General features: G+C 71.3%; 16 protein-coding genes. 4 read left to right on the top strand and 12 right to left on the bottom strand.

Features of this window, described 5'->3' with window-relative positions:
- Positions 1 to 68: 68 nt before the first annotated feature.
- Positions 69 to 1,856, bottom strand: a complete 1,788-nt coding sequence (gene leuA, locus E6R60_RS04935; protein ID WP_136325160.1) for a 2-isopropylmalate synthase — start codon at positions 1,854 to 1,856, stop codon at positions 69 to 71.
- 323 nt (positions 1,857 to 2,179) lie between these two features.
- Here leuA and E6R60_RS04940 point away from each other — a divergent pair, with 323 nt between their 5' ends.
- Together E6R60_RS04940 and E6R60_RS04945 are read left to right on the top strand one after the other, a co-directional pair.
- Positions 2,180 to 3,256, top strand: coding sequence for a M4 family metallopeptidase (locus E6R60_RS04940; protein WP_136325161.1), 1,077 nt, complete (start codon positions 2,180 to 2,182; stop codon positions 3,254 to 3,256).
- A 34-nt stretch (positions 3,257 to 3,290) separates the two neighbouring features.
- Positions 3,291 to 3,557, top strand: coding sequence for a protealysin inhibitor emfourin (locus E6R60_RS04945; protein WP_136325162.1), 267 nt, complete (start codon positions 3,291 to 3,293; stop codon positions 3,555 to 3,557).
- Positions 3,558 to 3,639: 82 nt separating this feature from the next.
- Here E6R60_RS04945 and era read toward each other — a convergent pair whose 3' ends face one another.
- The 5 genes from era to E6R60_RS04970 form a co-directional block, all read right to left on the bottom strand.
- On the bottom strand, positions 3,640 to 4,614 hold the full coding sequence (gene era, locus E6R60_RS04950) for a GTPase Era (RefSeq protein ID WP_206309317.1): 975 nt from the start codon (positions 4,612 to 4,614) through the stop codon (positions 3,640 to 3,642).
- A 73-nt stretch (positions 4,615 to 4,687) separates the two neighbouring features.
- Positions 4,688 to 5,620 (bottom strand): DUF916 domain-containing protein, encoded by a 933-nt coding sequence (locus E6R60_RS04955; protein WP_206309329.1) that lies wholly within the window; start codon positions 5,618 to 5,620, stop codon positions 4,688 to 4,690.
- 232 nt (positions 5,621 to 5,852) lie between these two features.
- Entirely contained in the window at positions 5,853 to 7,235 is a 1,383-nt protein-coding gene (locus tag E6R60_RS04960) for a WxL domain-containing protein (RefSeq protein ID WP_240802393.1), read from the bottom strand.
- Positions 7,236 to 7,443: 208 nt separating this feature from the next.
- On the bottom strand, positions 7,444 to 7,797 hold the full coding sequence (locus E6R60_RS04965; RefSeq protein ID WP_136325165.1) for a cytidine deaminase: 354 nt from the start codon (positions 7,795 to 7,797) through the stop codon (positions 7,444 to 7,446).
- 54 nt (positions 7,798 to 7,851) lie between these two features.
- Positions 7,852 to 8,745, bottom strand: coding sequence for a helix-turn-helix transcriptional regulator (locus tag E6R60_RS04970; RefSeq protein WP_136325166.1), 894 nt, complete (start codon positions 8,743 to 8,745; stop codon positions 7,852 to 7,854).
- 97 nt (positions 8,746 to 8,842) lie between these two features.
- Here E6R60_RS04970 and E6R60_RS04975 point away from each other — a divergent pair, with 97 nt between their 5' ends.
- Positions 8,843 to 10,255 (top strand): MFS transporter, encoded by a 1,413-nt coding sequence (locus E6R60_RS04975; RefSeq protein ID WP_136325167.1) that lies wholly within the window; start codon positions 8,843 to 8,845, stop codon positions 10,253 to 10,255.
- Here the strand turns inward: E6R60_RS04975 and E6R60_RS04980 are convergent.
- Positions 10,252 to 10,785, bottom strand: coding sequence for a helix-turn-helix domain-containing protein (locus E6R60_RS04980; RefSeq protein ID WP_136325168.1), 534 nt, complete (start codon positions 10,783 to 10,785; stop codon positions 10,252 to 10,254). The two genes, E6R60_RS04975 and E6R60_RS04980, sit on opposite strands and share 4 nt — an antisense overlap.
- Before the next feature lie 57 nt (positions 10,786 to 10,842).
- Here E6R60_RS04980 and E6R60_RS04985 point away from each other — a divergent pair, with 57 nt between their 5' ends.
- Positions 10,843 to 11,490, top strand: a complete 648-nt coding sequence (locus tag E6R60_RS04985; protein WP_136325169.1) for a dihydrofolate reductase family protein — start codon at positions 10,843 to 10,845, stop codon at positions 11,488 to 11,490.
- Positions 11,491 to 11,497: 7 nt separating this feature from the next.
- Here the strand turns inward: E6R60_RS04985 and E6R60_RS04990 are convergent, their stop codons facing one another.
- The 5 genes from E6R60_RS04990 to E6R60_RS05010 all read right to left on the bottom strand — a co-directional run bounded on the left by E6R60_RS04990 (position 11,498) and on the right by E6R60_RS05010 (position 15,952).
- Complete coding sequence (locus tag E6R60_RS04990; RefSeq protein ID WP_136325170.1) at positions 11,498 to 11,851, bottom strand: MmcQ/YjbR family DNA-binding protein; 354 nt, start codon at positions 11,849 to 11,851, stop codon at positions 11,498 to 11,500.
- On the bottom strand, positions 11,848 to 13,143 hold the full coding sequence (locus E6R60_RS04995) for a hemolysin family protein (protein WP_136325171.1): 1,296 nt from the start codon (positions 13,141 to 13,143) through the stop codon (positions 11,848 to 11,850). The genes E6R60_RS04990 and E6R60_RS04995 overlap by 4 nt, the downstream gene beginning before the upstream one ends.
- The gene (ybeY, locus tag E6R60_RS05000; RefSeq protein WP_136325172.1) at positions 13,140 to 13,637 is read right to left on the bottom strand and encodes an rRNA maturation RNase YbeY; all 498 of its coding nucleotides are present in this window, start codon (positions 13,635 to 13,637) and stop codon (positions 13,140 to 13,142) included. The genes E6R60_RS04995 and ybeY overlap by 4 nt, the downstream gene beginning before the upstream one ends.
- Before the next feature lie 9 nt (positions 13,638 to 13,646).
- Positions 13,647 to 14,696, bottom strand: coding sequence for a PhoH family protein (locus E6R60_RS05005; protein WP_136325173.1), 1,050 nt, complete (start codon positions 14,694 to 14,696; stop codon positions 13,647 to 13,649).
- A gap of 143 nt (positions 14,697 to 14,839) precedes the next feature.
- Positions 14,840 to 15,952, bottom strand: a complete 1,113-nt coding sequence (locus E6R60_RS05010; protein WP_136325174.1) for a PfkB family carbohydrate kinase — start codon at positions 15,950 to 15,952, stop codon at positions 14,840 to 14,842.
- Positions 15,953 to 16,129: the final 177 nt, after the last annotated feature.

The following is a 16,129-nucleotide window of genomic DNA, read 5'->3' on the forward strand; positions in this document are numbered from 1 at the left end:
CCCCGCCCTCCCGGTGGGGTGGGCGGGGCTCACGGACCGTACGACTCCATGCCCTTTCGGGCAGCGGGTCAGCGGGTGGCGCGGTTGACCGCGGAGACGACCGCCTTCAGGGAGGCGCGCGTCGTGTTGGGGTCGATGCCGATCCCCCACAGGACCTTTCCGTCGATCGCGCACTCGATGTACGAGGCGGCCTGCGCGCTCGCACCCTCGCTCATCGTGTGCTCGGTGTAGTCCAGCAGCCGCGCGTCGATGCCGATGGCCTGCAGCGCTTCGAAGAACGCGGAGATCGGTCCGTTGCCGGTGCCGGTGAGCACGGTGTCGGTGCCGTCCACGGTCGCCTCGACCGTGATCGTGTCCTGGCCGTCCGACCCGGTCGTGCTCTGGCCGGAGCGGATCTGTACGCGCCCCCAGGCGTTCTCCGGGTTGGGCAGGTACTCGTCCTGGAACGTGGTCCAGATCTGCGTCGGCGTGACCTCGCCGCCCTCGGCGTCGGTCTTGGCCTGAATGATCCGGGAGAACTCGATCTGCATGCGGCGCGGCAGGTCCAGCTTGTGGTCGTTCTTCAGGACGTACGCGATCCCGCCCTTGCCGGACTGCGAGTTGACCCGGATGACGGCCTCGTAGGAACGGCCGACGTCCTTCGGGTCGATCGGCAGGTACGGGACCGCCCACTCGATCTCGTCGACGGTCTTGCCCTGGGCGGCCGCGTCGGCCTCCATGGCGTCGAAGCCCTTCTTGATGGCGTCCTGGTGGGAGCCGGAGAAGGCGGTGTAGACCAGGTCGCCCGCGTAGGGGTGGCGCGGGTGGACCTCCATCTGGTTGCAGTACTCGCTGGTGCGGCGGATCTCGTCGATCTGGGAGAAGTCGATCTGCGGGTCCACGCCCTGCGAGAACAGGTTCATGCCCAGCGTCACCAGGTCGACGTTGCCGGTCCGCTCGCCCTGGCCGAACAGGCAGCCCTCGATCCGGTCCGCGCCCGCCATCAGTGCCAGTTCGGCGGCGGCGACGGCGGTCCCGCGGTCGTTGTGCGGGTGGACGGACAGGCAGACGAACTCGCGGCGCGACAGGTTGCGCGACATCCACTCGAACCGGTCCGCGTGCGTGGAGGGCGTCGAACGCTCCACGGTGGCGGGCAGGTTGAGGATGATCTCGCGGCCCTCCTCGGGCTGCCACACGTCACAGACCGCCTCGCAGACCTCCAGGGCGAAGTCCAGCTCGGTGTCGGTGAAGATCTCGGGGCTGTACTGGTAGCCGAAGATCGTCTCCTCGCCCAGGATCTTCTCGGCGTACTCCATGACCAGCCGGGTGCCGTCCACCGCGATCTGCTTGACCTGCTCCTTGGAACCGCGGAAGACCACGCGGCGGAAGGTGGGGGCGGTCGCGTTGTACAGGTGCACGGTGGCGCGGTGGGCGCCGCGCAGCGATTCGACCGTCCGCTCGATCAGCTCCTCGCGGGCCTGCGTCAGGACGGAGATCGTCACGTCCTCGGGGATCGCGCCCTCTTCGATGATGGAGCGGACGAAGGCGAAGTCCGTCTCACCGGACGACGGGAAGCCGACCTCGATCTCCTTGTAGCCCATACGCACCAGCAGGTCGAACATCTCGCGCTTGCGGGCCGGCGACATCGGGTCGATCAGGGCCTGGTTGCCGTCGCGCAGGTCGGTGGAGAGCCAGCGCGGCGCCTTGGTGATCCGCTTCTCGGGCCAGGTGCGGTCGGGGATGGCGACGGCCTCGTACCGGCCGTACTTGTGGACCGGCATCCCGGACGGCTTCTGCAGGGCCGTGGCGTTCGTGATCGGCGTGGGGCGGCCCACGGCGTTCTCGGCGGGCGTCTGCGCGGGATTCACTTCGGTCATGGCGTGGGGCTCCTCGGGGTCCGGCAAGGCGGGGGTCCCCCTGCTCGCAGGAGCGTGGGGGAGGCCGACTGTGTTTCCGCAACACCAGACTCCGCGGGGAGGGGGTCGGCCTACGACTACAGGCCCTCGCCGCGGCAGCTAAGGAGAAGCAGCCCGAAACGCATGATGCGAAGAGACTAACCGAGAGACGCCCGGGACGCCGGTGCCGTATCAGTATGCGGGATCAGGCCCCGGTAAAGGGTGAACAGTGAGGGATCACTCGATTTCGTCAATTCCCGTAGCAACCAGTGACTTGACGGTCACGCACTGCCACAGTCGTGTGTATGCAGCCTCGATCTCAGCACGAAATCCGTCCCGTCTTCTGCACCATCGTGCCGCCCCACATCCTCGACAAGCTGTCGCAGTCCGACGACCCAGCCCTCGCGGACCCGGCCCGCCGCACCCTGGAGGCCGACGCCGCCCGGCGCACCCGCCGCCAGGTCACCACCGTCGTCCGGTCCACCGTCGCGCCCGAGCCGGAGGCCGACCGCTCCGGCAAACCCGACCGCACGATCTACGACTGCCGCCACCGCACCCATCTGCCCGGCACGAAGGTCCGCGCCGAGGGCGAGGGCCCCACGTCCGACGCCAGCGTCAACCGCGCGTACGCGGGCCTCGGCGCCACGTTCGACCTGCTGCTCAGCGCCTACGGCCGTCGCTCGATCGACGGCGAAGGGCTGCCGCTGATCGGCTCCGTGCACTACGACGAGAAGTACAACAACGCCTTCTTCGACGGCGAGCAGATGGTCTTCGGCGACGGGGACGGGGAGATCTTCCTGGACTTCACCGTCGCCATCGACGTCATCGCCCACGAGCTGGCGCACGGACTCACCCAGTACACGGCCAACCTGAACTACTACGGCCAGTCCGGCGCGCTCAACGAGTCGGTGTCGGACGTGTTCGGCTCCCTGGTCAAGCAGTACTCCCTCGCCCAGACCGCCGAGCAGGCCGACTGGCTGATCGGCGCCGGTCTGCTGGCGCCCCGCGTCCAGGGCGTGGCGCTGCGCTCGATGAAGGCGCCCGGCACCGCGTACGACGACGACGTGCTCGGCAAGGACCCGCAGCCCGCCTCGATGGACGACTACATCCACACGGCCGACGACAACGGCGGGGTGCACCTCAACTCCGGCATCCCCAACCGCGCGTTCTACCTGCTGGCCACGGCGCTGGGCGGCAGTTCCTGGGAGCGTGCGGGCCAGCTCTGGTTCGACGTGCTCACGGGTGGTGAACTGGCGGTGGACGCGGACTTCGCGTCCTTCGCCCGGCTGACCGTGGCGGCGGCCCGCAGCCGCTTCGGGGAGGGCGACGAGGTCGAGGCGGTCCTGAAGGCCTGGTCGGAGGTGGGCGTACCGACCGCGTAGGCCCCCGGCCGTCCGTCGAGGAAGGACACCGCGCATGCGGATTCAGGTGAGCAGGACCGGCGGCTTCGCCGGCATCGCACGCCACCGCGAGGTCGACACCTCGGGACGGGCCGACGCCCCGGAATGGGAGGCCCTGGCCGAATCGGCGCTCACCGAGGGCCGGGCGGCTCCCGCGAAGGGCGTTCCGGACGGCTTCAGCTACCGGATCACGGTCGACGACCGCACCGTGCACTGCGCGGACCCGCGGCTGACCGACGCCCAGCGCGCCCTGGTCTCACGCGTCCTGAAGGAGGGCGCGTGAGACCGGCGGCGTACGTCTGAGGGGGCGGCCCGGCGGGCCGCCCCCTCAGAAGCGGTTTCCCGCCCGGAACCGCTTCCTTCGCTCAGAACCCGAGCTTCCGCAGCTGCTTGGGGTCGCGCTGCCAGTCCTTCGCGACCTTCACATGCAGGTCGAGGAAGACCGGTGTGCCCAGCAGGGCCTCGATGTGCTTGCGGGACTTCGTGCCGACGTCCTTCAGCCGCTTGCCCTTCGGGCCGATGATGATGCCCTTCTGGCTGGGCCGCTCGATGTAGACGTTGGCGTGGATGTCGAGCAGCGGCTTGTCCGCCGGACGGTCCTCGCGCGGCAGCATCTCCTCGACGACCACCGCGATGGAGTGCGGCAATTCGTCCCGTACGCCTTCGAGCGCGGCCTCCCGGATCAGCTCCGCGACCATGACCATCTCGGGCTCGTCGGTGAGATCGCCCTCGGGGTAGAGCGGCGGGCTCTCCGGGAGCAGCGGGGCGATCAGGTCGGCCAGCAGGCCGACCTGGTCGTCCTTGACCGCCGAGACCGGGATGATCTCCGCCCACTCGAAGCCGAGCTCCTCGCCGAGGCGGGACACGGCCAGCAGCTGTTCGGCGAGCTGCTTGGACTCGACCAGGTCGGACTTGGTGATGATCGCGATCTTGGGCGTCTTCTTGATGCCCGCGAGTTCCTTGACGATGTACTTGTCGCCGGGGCCGAGCTTCTGGTCGGCGGGCAGGCAGAAGCCGATGACGTCGACCTCGGCCCAGGTGGTGCGCACGACGTCGTTGAGCCGCTCGCCCAGCAGGGTCCGCGGCTTGTGGAGGCCGGGGGTGTCGACCAGGATCAGCTGTGCGTCCGGCCGGTGCACGATGCCGCGCACGGTGTGCCGGGTCGTCTGGGGCCGGTTGGACGTGATCGCCACCTTCTGGCCGACCAGAGCGTTCGTAAGGGTGGACTTGCCCGCGTTGGGACGGCCCACGAAGCAGGCGAAACCGGCCCGGTGGGGGGCGGTGTTCTCAGCCTGCCGCGCAGCAGCTTCTGGGTTAGGTCGAGCGCTCATGGCGCCCATTGTCCCCGATCCCGGCGGCCGCGGGGCACCAAGGCGCCCGCCGCGGCCGCCGGACCCCTGTTCTCAGCTCCTCTCAGGCCGCGCGGCGGTGGTTCCGGCGTGACCGGATCCACAGGGCCGCGCCCCCGGTGAGCGCCGCGAGGAGCACGCCGGCGACCAGCCAGGGCAGGGCGAAGTACGAGACGGAGGCGGACTCGCGGGTGTCGCGGGCGCTCGCGGTCAGCTTGATCTCGCCCCACTCGGCCTGTGGCGCGCCCGCCCACTCCTCGGTGAGCCGGACCTCCTGGCGGGGCAGCAGCTCCGAGGGGATGTGTTTGAGGTCGCGGGCGAGCAGGGTGCGCCCGAAGAGGCCCTCGGCCTTGAGCGCGACCGCGGGCCTGAGCGTGACGTTGCCGCGGTTGCGGAGCGTGTACGAGATGACCGCCCGGGATTTCCCCGTGCCCGGGACCAGCGGCTGGGTGTGCTCCACCGTCACGTCCTCGACGGAGAGCGCGGGCATCGTGGGCCCGTTCACCCGGAGGTAGATCCGGGCGCCGACCGCCTTCCGGATGCCGACGGCGACGGCGCCCGCGTCGGCGGGGTCGATGCGCTCGTCGAGGGCGACGAGCGCGCCGGGGTGGTCGCCGGGTTCGGCGTCCTCGGGCACCTTGACGGTGACGGGCACGGTGACCGAGCCGTGCGGTTTCACGGTGACCCGGTCGCGGTCCGCCTTCGCCCAGGCGCCGACGGAGCGCTGCTTCTCGTTCTGCGCCCGGACCGCGAACCCGCCGTCGCGCGCGGTGTTGTACGCGTCGGCGGCGTACAGCCGGAAGGTGAGCGGTTCACCGGTCTTGTTGGTGACGGTGACCTTGTCGGTGAGGGTGGCGCCGGGGTCGGCGGAGAGGTAGAAGTACGGCCGCGCCCCCGCATCGGCGGTGGCGGGGAAGACCGACCAGCTCCCGTTGTCGGCGGCGCCGGCCAGGGGTGCGCCGAGCAGGAGCAGGGCCCCGGCCAGCAGGGCCGTCAGGGTCGTCGTGGGGATGGAGAGTTTGCGCACGGTGCGGGCTCCCAGGTGCACGTTCGGGCGGGGTGGGCCGGCCGGGTGCGCGCCCGGCCCACCGGTTGACCGGTGGTTCTCGCTCACGTACGCGGAGGCTCTCGCGGAACCCGGTCGGGGGTCTTCGAGGAACCCGGTCGGAGGTCCTCGCCGGATCCGCTCCGTGGTTCGCCGCCGCTCTGCTCAGTGGTGCTGTGATGCCTCACGTGAGGGTGAGCGTGAGAACCGCGGTGTACGCGCCGGGGGCGGTGTACGCCGGTACGTCCAGCGAGAGCCGGGCGTCGACGGTGAACGCACCGCCGGTGAACGCGCCGTCCGGCGTGGACGCCAGGGTGGCCCCCGCGCTGCCGACCGTTCCCTCGGAGCCGGCCGCACAGGTGCTCGGGCTTCCGGGCTTCGTCGCGCAGGCGGGGCTCCAGCCGAGTGCGGACGCGCCGATCGTCGCCCCTCCCGGGCCGGTGAAATCGGTGACCTTGCCGGTCAGGGACCAGCCCGCGGGGCCGCCGCGGAAGTCCTGGACCGTCACGGTCCGCAGGGCTCCGGTGGAGGCGCGGCCCTGCCCGAAGTCGACCGCCGACAGGGCGACGGAGTCCCCGTCCTGGGCCATGGAGAGTGTCCCCGGCTTGACGGACGAGGTCAGCTTCTGGCTGCCGTCCGGGATCTCGCCGCCGCCTCCGGTCACGGTGTAGGCCTGCGGGCCCGCGCCCCTGGCTCCGTCCCAGTCGGCGCCCTCGTACGCGACGATGCCGGTGGTGGCCGGGGCGTTGACGGTGAGGTGTCCGGTGAAGGAGCCCGAGTCGTCCGCCGTGACCGTCGCGGTGTCCCCGGTCGGGGCGTCCCCGGCCCGGCCGGCGAGCGTGACGGAGGCGCCCGGGGTGAACTTCGATCCGGTCACGGTGACCGGGTCACCGGCCGCGCCGGAGGCCGTACCGAGCTGGATCGCCCGTTCGTTGACCTGGCCGCCGCCGTCCGTGGCGATGATCGTCCGTGAGACGGGGGCGGGCGGATCCGTGACCGTGCACGGCGTGTCCAGCTCCATCAGGTAGCTGGTGTGGATGTTGTAGTCGCCGGGCGAGAGGGTGATCTCACCGGGCGCGGTGACGGTGAAGGCGCCGGTCATGGAGAACGACGGGAAGTCGCCCTTGCCGGGCACGGGTGCGTTCTTCTTCGGTCCCGCCACCGTGAGGGCGGCGGACTGCGCACCGCCGACGGTGACCTTGCCGGTCGGCGTCATGATGTCGGCGGGCAGCGCCAGGTCGACGGGGTTGCTCGCGGCCGGTTTCACGACGGTGTACGTCACCGTGACCGTGTCGCCGACCTTCGGGGCGGCGTTGTCGACGGTGATCTCGGCCGAGGTCGTTCCGTCGATCGGCGGGAGGCCGGCGATGGCGGGCGGGATGCAGTGGGTCGGGAAGTCCACCGCGACCGCGGCCGTCGCACGGGCCTGCGCGGGCCCGGCGAGCAGCCCTCCCCCCGTGACGACGAGGGCGCCGACGCCCAGGACGGCGACCCAGCGGCGGCCGCGGTCCGGACGGTTCCGGCGACAGGATCTTCGGCTGTCGGATCTTCGTACGGCTGAACGCATGGCGGCCCCCTCCTGAGGGTTCCGGCGCGCGGCTCTTCCGCGCCGGCAGGGGGCCATTGATGACTCCGGCCCAAAAGAAGTCAAGGGCGCAGAAACACGCCGACTGATGGGCCATCAGATGGTGTCAGGATCCGCGTTTCCCGCGTGCGAACGCCCCGCGCCGACGGGCGCGGGGCGTTCGTCCCTACGAGGGAGGCGCCGCGGAGGTTCAGCCCGCCGTCACGGTGAGCCGCAGCACCCCGTCGGGCCCCGCGAGCAGCACGGGAGTGCCGGGCCCGCCCAGGTCCCGGACCGCGGCCCGGTCCTCGTCGGAGGGGGTCTGCGCCTCGGAGACCACCGCGGCCGCCTCCAGCGAGGTGGCCCCGCTGGCCACGGCCATCGCGACGGCCGTCCGCAGCGCGCTGAGCCGCAGCGACTCCAGCTCCACGGTGCCCGCCACATACGTGCGTCCGGTCTCGTCCCGCACGGCCGCGCCCTCCGGCACACCGTTGCGGGCGCGGGCGCTGCGCGCCAGCGTGACGATCTTGCGGTCCTCGGCCCCGAGGTCGGTGCTATCGGTCATGTGCCGAGCATACGAAGCACGGCGGCGGCCCGGGCAGGCGGGCGGCGGTTCCCCTCACGCCCGCACCCGGCGCATCGAACCCCGCCGGCCCTCCGGTGAGGCCAGCCACCGCAGCTTCTCCTCCGTGCCGGTGCCCGGCCACGGGTTGTGCAGCACGACCGCCAGGTCGGGGCGGGCCGGAATGCGCAACTGGGTCGCCTCCATGACCAGCGTGCCCACGCCCGGGTGCTCCATCTCCTTGCGCATCTGCCCGCCGGGCGCGACGTCCCGGCGGGCCCACAGCTCGGCGAACTCGGGGCTGCGCTCGGCCGCCTCGGCCACGATCGCCCGGAAACCCTCGTCGTCGGGACACTCCGCACACGCGGCCCGGAACTGGGCGACGACCCGGGCCGCGGTCTCCCGCCACTGCTTCTCCCCGCCCCGGTGCACGGGATCGGTGAAGAAGGCGATCACACAGTTCTGCGGCCGGTCCGGACCCAGCCCCATCACCATCGAGGCCGCGTCGTTGTAGAGGATGACGTTCCAGTACGCGTCCATGATGTGAGCCGGGAACGGCATCCATCCGTCGAGCAGCCGCTGCAGCCCGTCGCACATGTCCGTGTGGGCCGGATCGACCTCGGGAGCCGGGGGGTTGAGCCCCGCCAGTACGTAGAGGTGCCGGCGTTCGGCGCTGCTGAGCCGGAGCACCCGGCCGACGGAGTCCAGCACCTGGGGCGACACGGTGATGTCGCGGCCCTGCTCCAGCCACTGGTACCAGGAGACGCCCACCCCCGCGAGGACCGCGACCTCCTCGCGGCGCAGCCCCGGCGTGCGCCGCCGGGCCCCGCCGTCGGGGAGGCCCGCCTCGGCCGGGCTGACCCGCGCCCGCCTGCTCCTCAGGAACTCCCGCAGTTCGCCGAGCCGGTGCGCCTTGCCCGCGTCCGCCGCGGTCCGGGCCGGTGTGCCCACGTATCCCCCTGGTGTGCGCCCGCGCCTGCCTGGTGGTGCGGCCAACAGGATAAGTTCCGGCTCCCCACGGATATTCCGACGGCCGCAAGGTCATGTCATGGCGATCGATTCCCCCTCCCCCGCAGGTGTCACCACTCCCGTCCCCGCGCCTCCCGCCCCGGACCGGCTCTCCGGCCGGGCCCGGCTGGTGCTCCTCGTGCTGTGCGCCGCCCAGTTCATGGTGTCGCTCGACTTCTCCGTGCTGAACGTGGCCCTGCCGGTCCTCGGCGACGACCTCGGCCTGAGCCGGTCCGGCCTCCAGTGGGCGATCACCGCCTTCGCCCTGCCGTCCGGCGGCTTCCTGCTCCTCTTCGGGCGGATCGCGGACCTCTACGGCCGCCGCCGGCTGTTCCTCACCGGACTCGCCGTCTTCGGCGCGGCCTCACTGCTGGCCACGCTCGCCTGGAATCCGGCCGTCTTCCTCACCGGGCGGGCCCTCCAGGGGCTCGGCGCCGCGGTGATCGTGCCCACCGGGATGTCCCTGCTCACCACCACGTTCCCCGAGGGGCCGCTGCGGGACCGGGCGCTCGGGATCAGCGGCACCCTGCTGTCCCTCGGCTTCACCGTCGGCATGGTGGCCGGCGGCACCCTCACCGACACCCTCGGCTGGCGCTCCACCATGGGACTGCTGACCCTGGCCGCGGTGGCCGTCCTCGCGGCGGCGCCCGCGCTGCTCACCGAGTCCCGTACGCCCGACCGGCCGCGGCTCGACGTGCCGGGCGCCGTGGCCGTCACCGGTGGGCTCCTCGCCCTGATCTACGCCCTCTCCACAGCGGCCGAGCACGGCTTCGCGCGCGTGGACGTGCAGGCCGCGCTGGCCGCCGGGGTCGTCCTGCTCGCCGCCTTCGTGGTGGTCGAGTCGCGGGCGTCCGCCCCGCTGGTCTCGCTGCCGATGCTCCGCAGGCGCACGGTGGCCTACGGCAACCTGGGCGGACTGCTCACCTTCTCCGTCATGAGCACCATCGTCTTCGTCCTGACGCTGTACCTGCAGGAGGTGCTGGACCTGTCGGCCTTCGGGACCGGGCTGGTCTTCGGCGTGCAGGGCCTGGCCTCGGTGCTCGCGGGCGTGTACGCCCCGAAGGTCATCGGCCGGCTCGGCGCCCGGCGCACCCTGGCCGCCTCCCTGCTGGGCCAGGGCCTGTTCATCGCGGCCCTGCTGGGCCTCGGTGCGGACTCGGGCGTCTGGCTGGCCACCGTCGCGGTCTCGCTCGCCAGCATGTGCCACCTGGGCGCGATCATCGCGTACGGCCTCACGGTGACCTCCGGTGTGCCGGACGAGGAGCAGGGCCTGGCGACGGGTCTGGTCACCACGACCCAGCAGGTCGGGCTCACGATCGGGATCCCGCTGCTCGGCGTGATGGCGACGACCCAGGGCTCGCTGTTCGACGGGGTGCGGACGGTGGTCGCGGTGGCCGCGGCGCTGCTGGTCGTGGCGGCGGCCGTGGTCGGCGCGGGGCTGCGGCGGAGCTAGAGGGTGCCGTTCTCCCGGGCCGCGGCCTCCTCGTAGGCGGCGGTCAGTTCCGCCAGCACGCCGGCCGTGGGGGCCGGCGCCCCGGTGAGATGGGTGGCGCGCAGCTCCGCCATGAAGCGGTCCCACATCGGGGGGCCGCCGGCGGCCAGCAGTTCGGCGCGCACCGTCAGCTCGGGCGCCGTGTCCAGCCAGCGGGCGCCCCAGGCGCCCAGCTGGGCCATGACCGGAACGAGCTGAACGGCCGCCTCGGTGAGGTGGTAGGCGACCTTCTGGCGGTGGCTCGGGTCGTCGTCACGGGTGAGCAGCCCCGCCTCGACGAGTTTCGCGAGCCGGTTGGCCAGGATGTTCGACGCGATGCCTTCCATGGAGGCGTTGAGCAGCTCGCGGAAGTGGGTGAGGCCGCCGAACATGATGTCGCGCAGCACGATGAGGCTCCAGCGGTCCCCGAGGAGCTCGACCGTCATGTTGATCGGGCAGCCGGAGCGGCCCCGCGACACGGGCAGCTTCTCGAGGGGAACTGGTTGCAACATGGGAGCAGTCTAGATAGCTTGACAACCGGTTGCAGATCGCAACTGGAAGGGGCTCCGATGAAACAGCTGGTCCGCGTCCAGAACTTCTGTGTCTCCCGAGACGGCTACGGCGCCGGGGAGGGGCAGACGCTCGAGCGCCCGTTCGGCCACGTCGACCCCGGTCTGATCATCTCCTGGGCCGGCGCCACCGCCCACTGGCCCAACCGGACCGACCCCGGGGGCACTCTCGGCCTGGACGACTACTTCACGCGCGACTTCACCAACAACATCGGCGCCGAGATCATGGGCCGCAACAAGTTCGGCCCGCAGCGCGGCCCGTGGGAGAACCTCGACTGGGAGGGCTGGTGGGGCGACGAGCCCCCGTTCCACACGCCGGTGTTCGTCCTCACCCACCACGAACGGCCCTCGCTCACCAAGGGCGAGACCACGTTCCACTTCCTCGACGCGTCTCCCGAGGAGGCACTCGAGCGCGCCTTCGAGGCCGCCGAGGGCAAGGACGTGCGCATCGGCGGCGGAGTCGCCACGGTCCGGCAATTCCTGGAGGCCGATCTCATCGACTCGCTGCACATCGCCGTCGCCCCGGTGGAATTCGGCGCCGGCGAACGGCTGTGGGAGAGCCCCGACGAGCTGACCGACCGCTTCCACCTGGAGCGGGTGCCGAGCCCCGGCAGCGAGATCGTGCACCACCTGCTCTGGCGCAGGTGACGACGCCCTACGCCCGGTCGAGCCGCAGCCGCTGCGCCCGCGGCAGCTTCGCCACCACCAGGTCGTAGCTGTCCTCGATCAGCTCCCGCAGCTTCGCGTCCGGCAGGCCGGACACCGTCACCGTGTTCCAGTGCCGCTTGTTCATGTGCCACCCCGGCGCCACGGCCTCGTACTCCTCCCGGAGCCGCACCGCGTCGTCGGGGTCGCACTTGAGGTTCACCGTCAGGGGCCGCGCGTCCAGGGCGCTCAGGGCGAACATCTTGCCGAGCACCTTGAAGACGGAGGCCTCCGGCCCGAACGGGAACTCCTCGACGGTCCCGTTGAACCCCAGGCAGAACTCCCTGAGCTGCTTCGGCGTCATGCCGTCGCCTCCTCCTCCTCGGGAGCCACCGGCTCCACCAGCACCGTGACGATCTTGTTCCGGCGGCCCGCCGGGGACTCCGCGGTCAGCCGCAGCCGGCGCCCGTCGGGAAGCTCCACCTGGGACGAGGCGCCCGCGATCGGGACCCGGCCCAGGGCCTTGGCGAGCAGCCCGCCGACGGTCTCCACGTCCTCGTCGTCGTACTCGTCGAGGCCGAACAGGTCGCCGAGGTCGCCGATGTCCAGCCGGGCGGTCACCCGGAAGCAGCCGTTCTCCAGCTCCTGCACCGGCGGCAGCTCACGGTCGTACTCGTCGGTGATCTCACCGACGATCTCCTCCAGGATGTCCTCGATGGTGACGATGCCCGCCGTGCCGCCGTACTCGTCGATGACGACGGCGACGTGGCTGCGCTCCTGCTGCATCTCCCGCAGCAGGTCACCGGCGTTCTTCGTGTCGGGCACGAACGCGGCCGGACGCATCGCCGTGGAGACCAGGTCGGCCTCGGAGTCCCGGTTGATGTGCGTCTTGCGGACCAGGTCCTTGAGGTAGACGATCCCGACGATGTCGTCCTCGTTCTCCCCGGTGACGGGGATCCGCGAGAAACCCGAACGCAGCGCCAGGGTCAGCGCCTGCCGGATCGTCTTGTAGCGCTCGATGCAGACCAGATCCGTGCGCGGCACCATCACCTCGCGCACGAGGGTGTCCCCGAGTTCGAAGACGGAGTGCACCATGCGGCGCTCCTCGTCCTCGATCAGCGACTCCTGCTCCGCCAGGTCCACCATCGCCCGCAGCTCGGCCTCGCTGGCGAACGGGCCCTTGCGGAACCCCTTGCCGGGCGTCAGCGCGTTGCCGATGAGGATCAGCAGCTGCGGGATCGGCCCCATGATCCTGGCGAGCGGCAGCAGGACGTACGCCGACGCGGTGGCCGTGTTCAGCGGGTGCTGGCGGCCGATGGTGCGCGGCGAGACGCCGATGGCGACGTACGAGACGAGCACCATCACGCCCATGGCGACGGCGAGCGCCTCCCACGTCTGCGGGAACTCCTTCAGGCACGCATAGGTGACGAGCACCCCGGCCGCCATCTCGCAGGCGACCCGCACCAGCAGGGCGACGTTGAGATAGCGCGTGGGGTCGGCGGCGACCTGTTCCAGCTTGTCGCTGCCCCGCCGCCCCGAGCGGACCGCCTCGGCGGCCCGGAAGCTCGACGTACGCGCGATGCCGGCCTCCGCGCAGGCCGCCAGCCAGCCGACGACGACCAGCAGGACGACCGCGAAGACGAGAGGCAGGCTCACGAGACGGTGGGGGCGGGGGACGGACCGGTGAGCCCGTGCTCGCCGCGCCAGCCGTCCACGATCGCCGCCTGGAGACCGAACATCTCGGCCTTCTCGTCGGGCTCCTCGTGGTCGTAGCCGAGCAGGTGCAGCACCCCGTGGACGGTGAGGAGCTGGAGCTCCTCGTCCATGGAGTGCTGCGTCTCGGCGTCCTCGCCCTGCTTCTTGGCGACCTCGGGACAGAGCACGATATCGCCGAGGAGACCCTGCGGGGGCTCCTCCTCGTCCTTGGCCGGCGGACGCAGCTCGTCCATCGGGAAGGACATGACGTCCGTCGGGCCCGGCAGGTCCATCCACTGGATGTGGAGCTGTTCCATGGCGGCGGTGTCCACCACGATCACCGAGAGCTCGGAGAGCGGGTGGATCCTCATGCGCGCGAGCGCATAGCGGGCGATGTCGAGGATCGCCTGCTCGTCGACCTCGGTTCCGGACTCGTTGTTGACGTCGATCGACATGGTGCGCTGCTACTGCTTCCCGTTGCGTCGGCCCCGGCCCTTGCCGGCCTGGCCGTCCTGGTCACCCTGGTTGTCGTACTTCTCGTACGCGTCGACGATACGGCCGACGAGCTTGTGCCGGACGACATCCTGGGACGTGAGCCGGGAGAAGTGCACGTCGTCGATGCCTTCGAGGATGTCCTGGACCTGCCGCAGACCGCTCTTGGTGCCGTTCGGCAGGTCGACCTGGGTGACGTCACCCGTGACGACGATCTTCGAGTCGAAGCCGAGCCGGGTCAGGAACATCTTCATCTGCTCGGCGCTGGTGTTCTGCGCCTCGTCCAGGATGATGAAGGCGTCATTGAGGGTACGGCCCCTCATGTAGGCCAGCGGGGCCACCTCGATCGTGCCCGCCGCCATCAGCCGCGGGATCGAGTCCGGGTCGAGCATGTCGTGCAGGGCGTCGTAGAGCGGACGCAGGTACGGGTCGATCTTGTCGAAGAGCGTGCCGGGCAGGAAGCCGAGCCGCTCACCGGCCTCGACCGCCGGGCGGGTCAGGATGATCCGGCTGACCTGCTTGGACTGCAGGGCCTGGACCGCCTTGGCCATGGCGAGGTAGGTCTTGCCGGTACCGGCGGGGCCGATGCCGAAGACGATCGTGTGCTTGTCGATGGCGTCGACGTACCGCTTCTGGTTGAGCGTCTTGGGGCGGATCGTGCGCCCCCGGCTGGAGAGGATGTTCTGCGTGAGCACCTCGGCCGGGGTCTCCGTGCCGTCCGCCTGGCCGTTTTCGGTGGCCTTGAGCATCGCGATCGACCGTTCCACAGCGTCCTCCGTCATCGGCTGACCGGTGCGGAGCACCAGCACCATCTCGTCGAACAGGCGCTGGATCAGGGCGATTTCCGCCACGTTGCCCGTCGCACTTATGTCATTGCCCCGGACGTGGATGTCGGCCGCCGGGAACGCCGCTTCGATCACGCGCAGCAGCGAGTCGCCCGCTCCGAGCAGCATCACCATGGGGTGTGCGGCCGGGATGCTGATGTGGGCGCGCGCCTGCGGCTGTGTGGGTGTCTGAGTCATGGGCCGGCCCTCGGGCCTGCGCATACCTCCCGTTGCAGGGTTCTCGCTGCTCGAAAACCTCGTGTGCACCAAGCCTACGACTCCGTACTGACAACTCCGAGAGGTTTTCGCAGGGCGGAAGGAGGACGCGTGGCCGCGACCGTTCAGGACCGTCCGAAGCCGATCGTCGGGACGGCCCGGCGCAGCGGCCAGGGGCGGGCGGCCGAGGGGAGCATGTCCTGGAGGAAGGCGTACCGCTGGAGCGCGGCCGGGTCCTGGTCGGCGACGGTACGGATCCGCTGCCACCAGGCGGCGATCTCCTGCCAGCCGGGGGCCGAGAGGGACCCGCCGAACTCCTGGACGGAGAGGGCCGCGGTGAGGCCGGCGAAGGCGAGGCGGTCGGCGAGCGGCCAGTTGGCGAGGGTGCCGGTGACGAAGCCCGCGACGAAGACGTCGCCCGCGCCCGTCGGGTCCAGGGCCTCGACCTCGATCGCGGGGACCTCGGCGGTGGTGCCGGTGGCCGCGTCGACCGCGTACGCGCCCTCGGCGCCCAGGGTGACCACGGCGAGCGGGACGCGCTCGGCGAGGGCGTGGGCGGCGGCCCGCGGGCAGTCGGTGCGGGTGTAGCGCATGGCTTCCTCGGCGTTCGGGAGGAAGGCCTGGCAGTGCGCGAGGTCGGTCAGTCCGTCCAGGTCCCAGCGGCCGGTCTCGTCCCAGCCGACGTCGGCGAAGACGGCGGCCCCCTGCCGCGCGGCCGCGGCCACCCAGGGTTCGCTGCGGCCGGGGACGAGGGAGGCGATGGCGGCCCGGGTCCGGGGCGGGCACCTGGGGGCGGCGGCGGGGGCGCCCGGGGTCGCGAAGGCGGGCGGGGGCGGGGCCTCGTGGCCGTGCGAGACCATCGTGCGTTCGCCCTCGTACGCCATCGAGACGGTCACCGGGGAGTGCCAGCCGCGGACGGTGTGCGACAGGGACAGGTCGATGCCCTCGCCCTGTTCGAGGGCGTCCCAGCAGTACTCGCCGTAGTGGTCGTCGCCGAACGCCGCGGCGAGCGAGGTGTGGAGCCCCAGGCGGGCGAGCGCGGTGGCCATGTTGGCGACGCCGCCGGGGCTGGAGCCCATGCCGCGGGCCCAGGACTCGGTGCCGCGCACCGGGGCGCTGTCCAGGCCGGTGAAGATGATGTCGAGGAAGACCGTGCCGGTGAGGAACACGTCGAAGTCGGGGTCCTGCGGTGCGCGCAGCCCGTCCAGTGGGTCGATGGGTGGAATGTCGGTGCTCACCTTGCGCTCCCCGGTCGTGGCGGTTCCGGCCAGTGTGCCCGATTCCCGCCCGCCCGTGCGGGGCCCGCGCCGGGGCCCGTGGCAACCCCGCGTACGCGGCGGCTGACCTGCATAAACATGCGCTGTTACCCGCATGAAAACACGGCAAACGCGAAAGTGACTCAGATCACACCGGGT

Origin of the sequence: Streptomyces sp. A0642 (assembly GCF_004795105.1) — a bacterium.
Lineage (GTDB): Bacteria > Actinomycetota > Actinomycetes > Streptomycetales > Streptomycetaceae > Streptomyces.

Bases quoted from the DNA above. Each gene is read 5' to 3' on its own strand.
- leuA (WP_136325160.1), bottom strand. From the start codon at position 1,856: ATGACCGAAGTGAATCCCGCGCAGACGCCCGCCGAGAACGCCGTGGGC.
- E6R60_RS04940 (WP_136325161.1), top strand. From the start codon at position 2,180: ATGCAGCCTCGATCTCAGCACGAAATCCGTCCCGTCTTCTGCACCATC.
- E6R60_RS04945 (WP_136325162.1), top strand. From the start codon at position 3,291: ATGCGGATTCAGGTGAGCAGGACCGGCGGCTTCGCCGGCATCGCACGC.
- era (WP_206309317.1), bottom strand. From the start codon at position 4,614: ATGGGCGCCATGAGCGCTCGACCTAACCCAGAAGCTGCTGCGCGGCAG.
- E6R60_RS04960 (WP_240802393.1), bottom strand. From the start codon at position 7,235: ATGCGTTCAGCCGTACGAAGATCCGACAGCCGAAGATCCTGTCGCCGG.
- E6R60_RS04965 (WP_136325165.1), bottom strand. From the start codon at position 7,797: ATGACCGATAGCACCGACCTCGGGGCCGAGGACCGCAAGATCGTCACG.
- E6R60_RS04975 (WP_136325167.1), top strand. From the start codon at position 8,843: ATGGCGATCGATTCCCCCTCCCCCGCAGGTGTCACCACTCCCGTCCCC.
- E6R60_RS04980 (WP_136325168.1), bottom strand. From the start codon at position 10,785: ATGTTGCAACCAGTTCCCCTCGAGAAGCTGCCCGTGTCGCGGGGCCGC.
- E6R60_RS04985 (WP_136325169.1), top strand. From the start codon at position 10,843: ATGAAACAGCTGGTCCGCGTCCAGAACTTCTGTGTCTCCCGAGACGGC.
- E6R60_RS04990 (WP_136325170.1), bottom strand. From the start codon at position 11,851: ATGACGCCGAAGCAGCTCAGGGAGTTCTGCCTGGGGTTCAACGGGACC.
- ybeY (WP_136325172.1), bottom strand. From the start codon at position 13,637: ATGTCGATCGACGTCAACAACGAGTCCGGAACCGAGGTCGACGAGCAG.
- E6R60_RS05005 (WP_136325173.1), bottom strand. From the start codon at position 14,696: ATGACTCAGACACCCACACAGCCGCAGGCGCGCGCCCACATCAGCATC.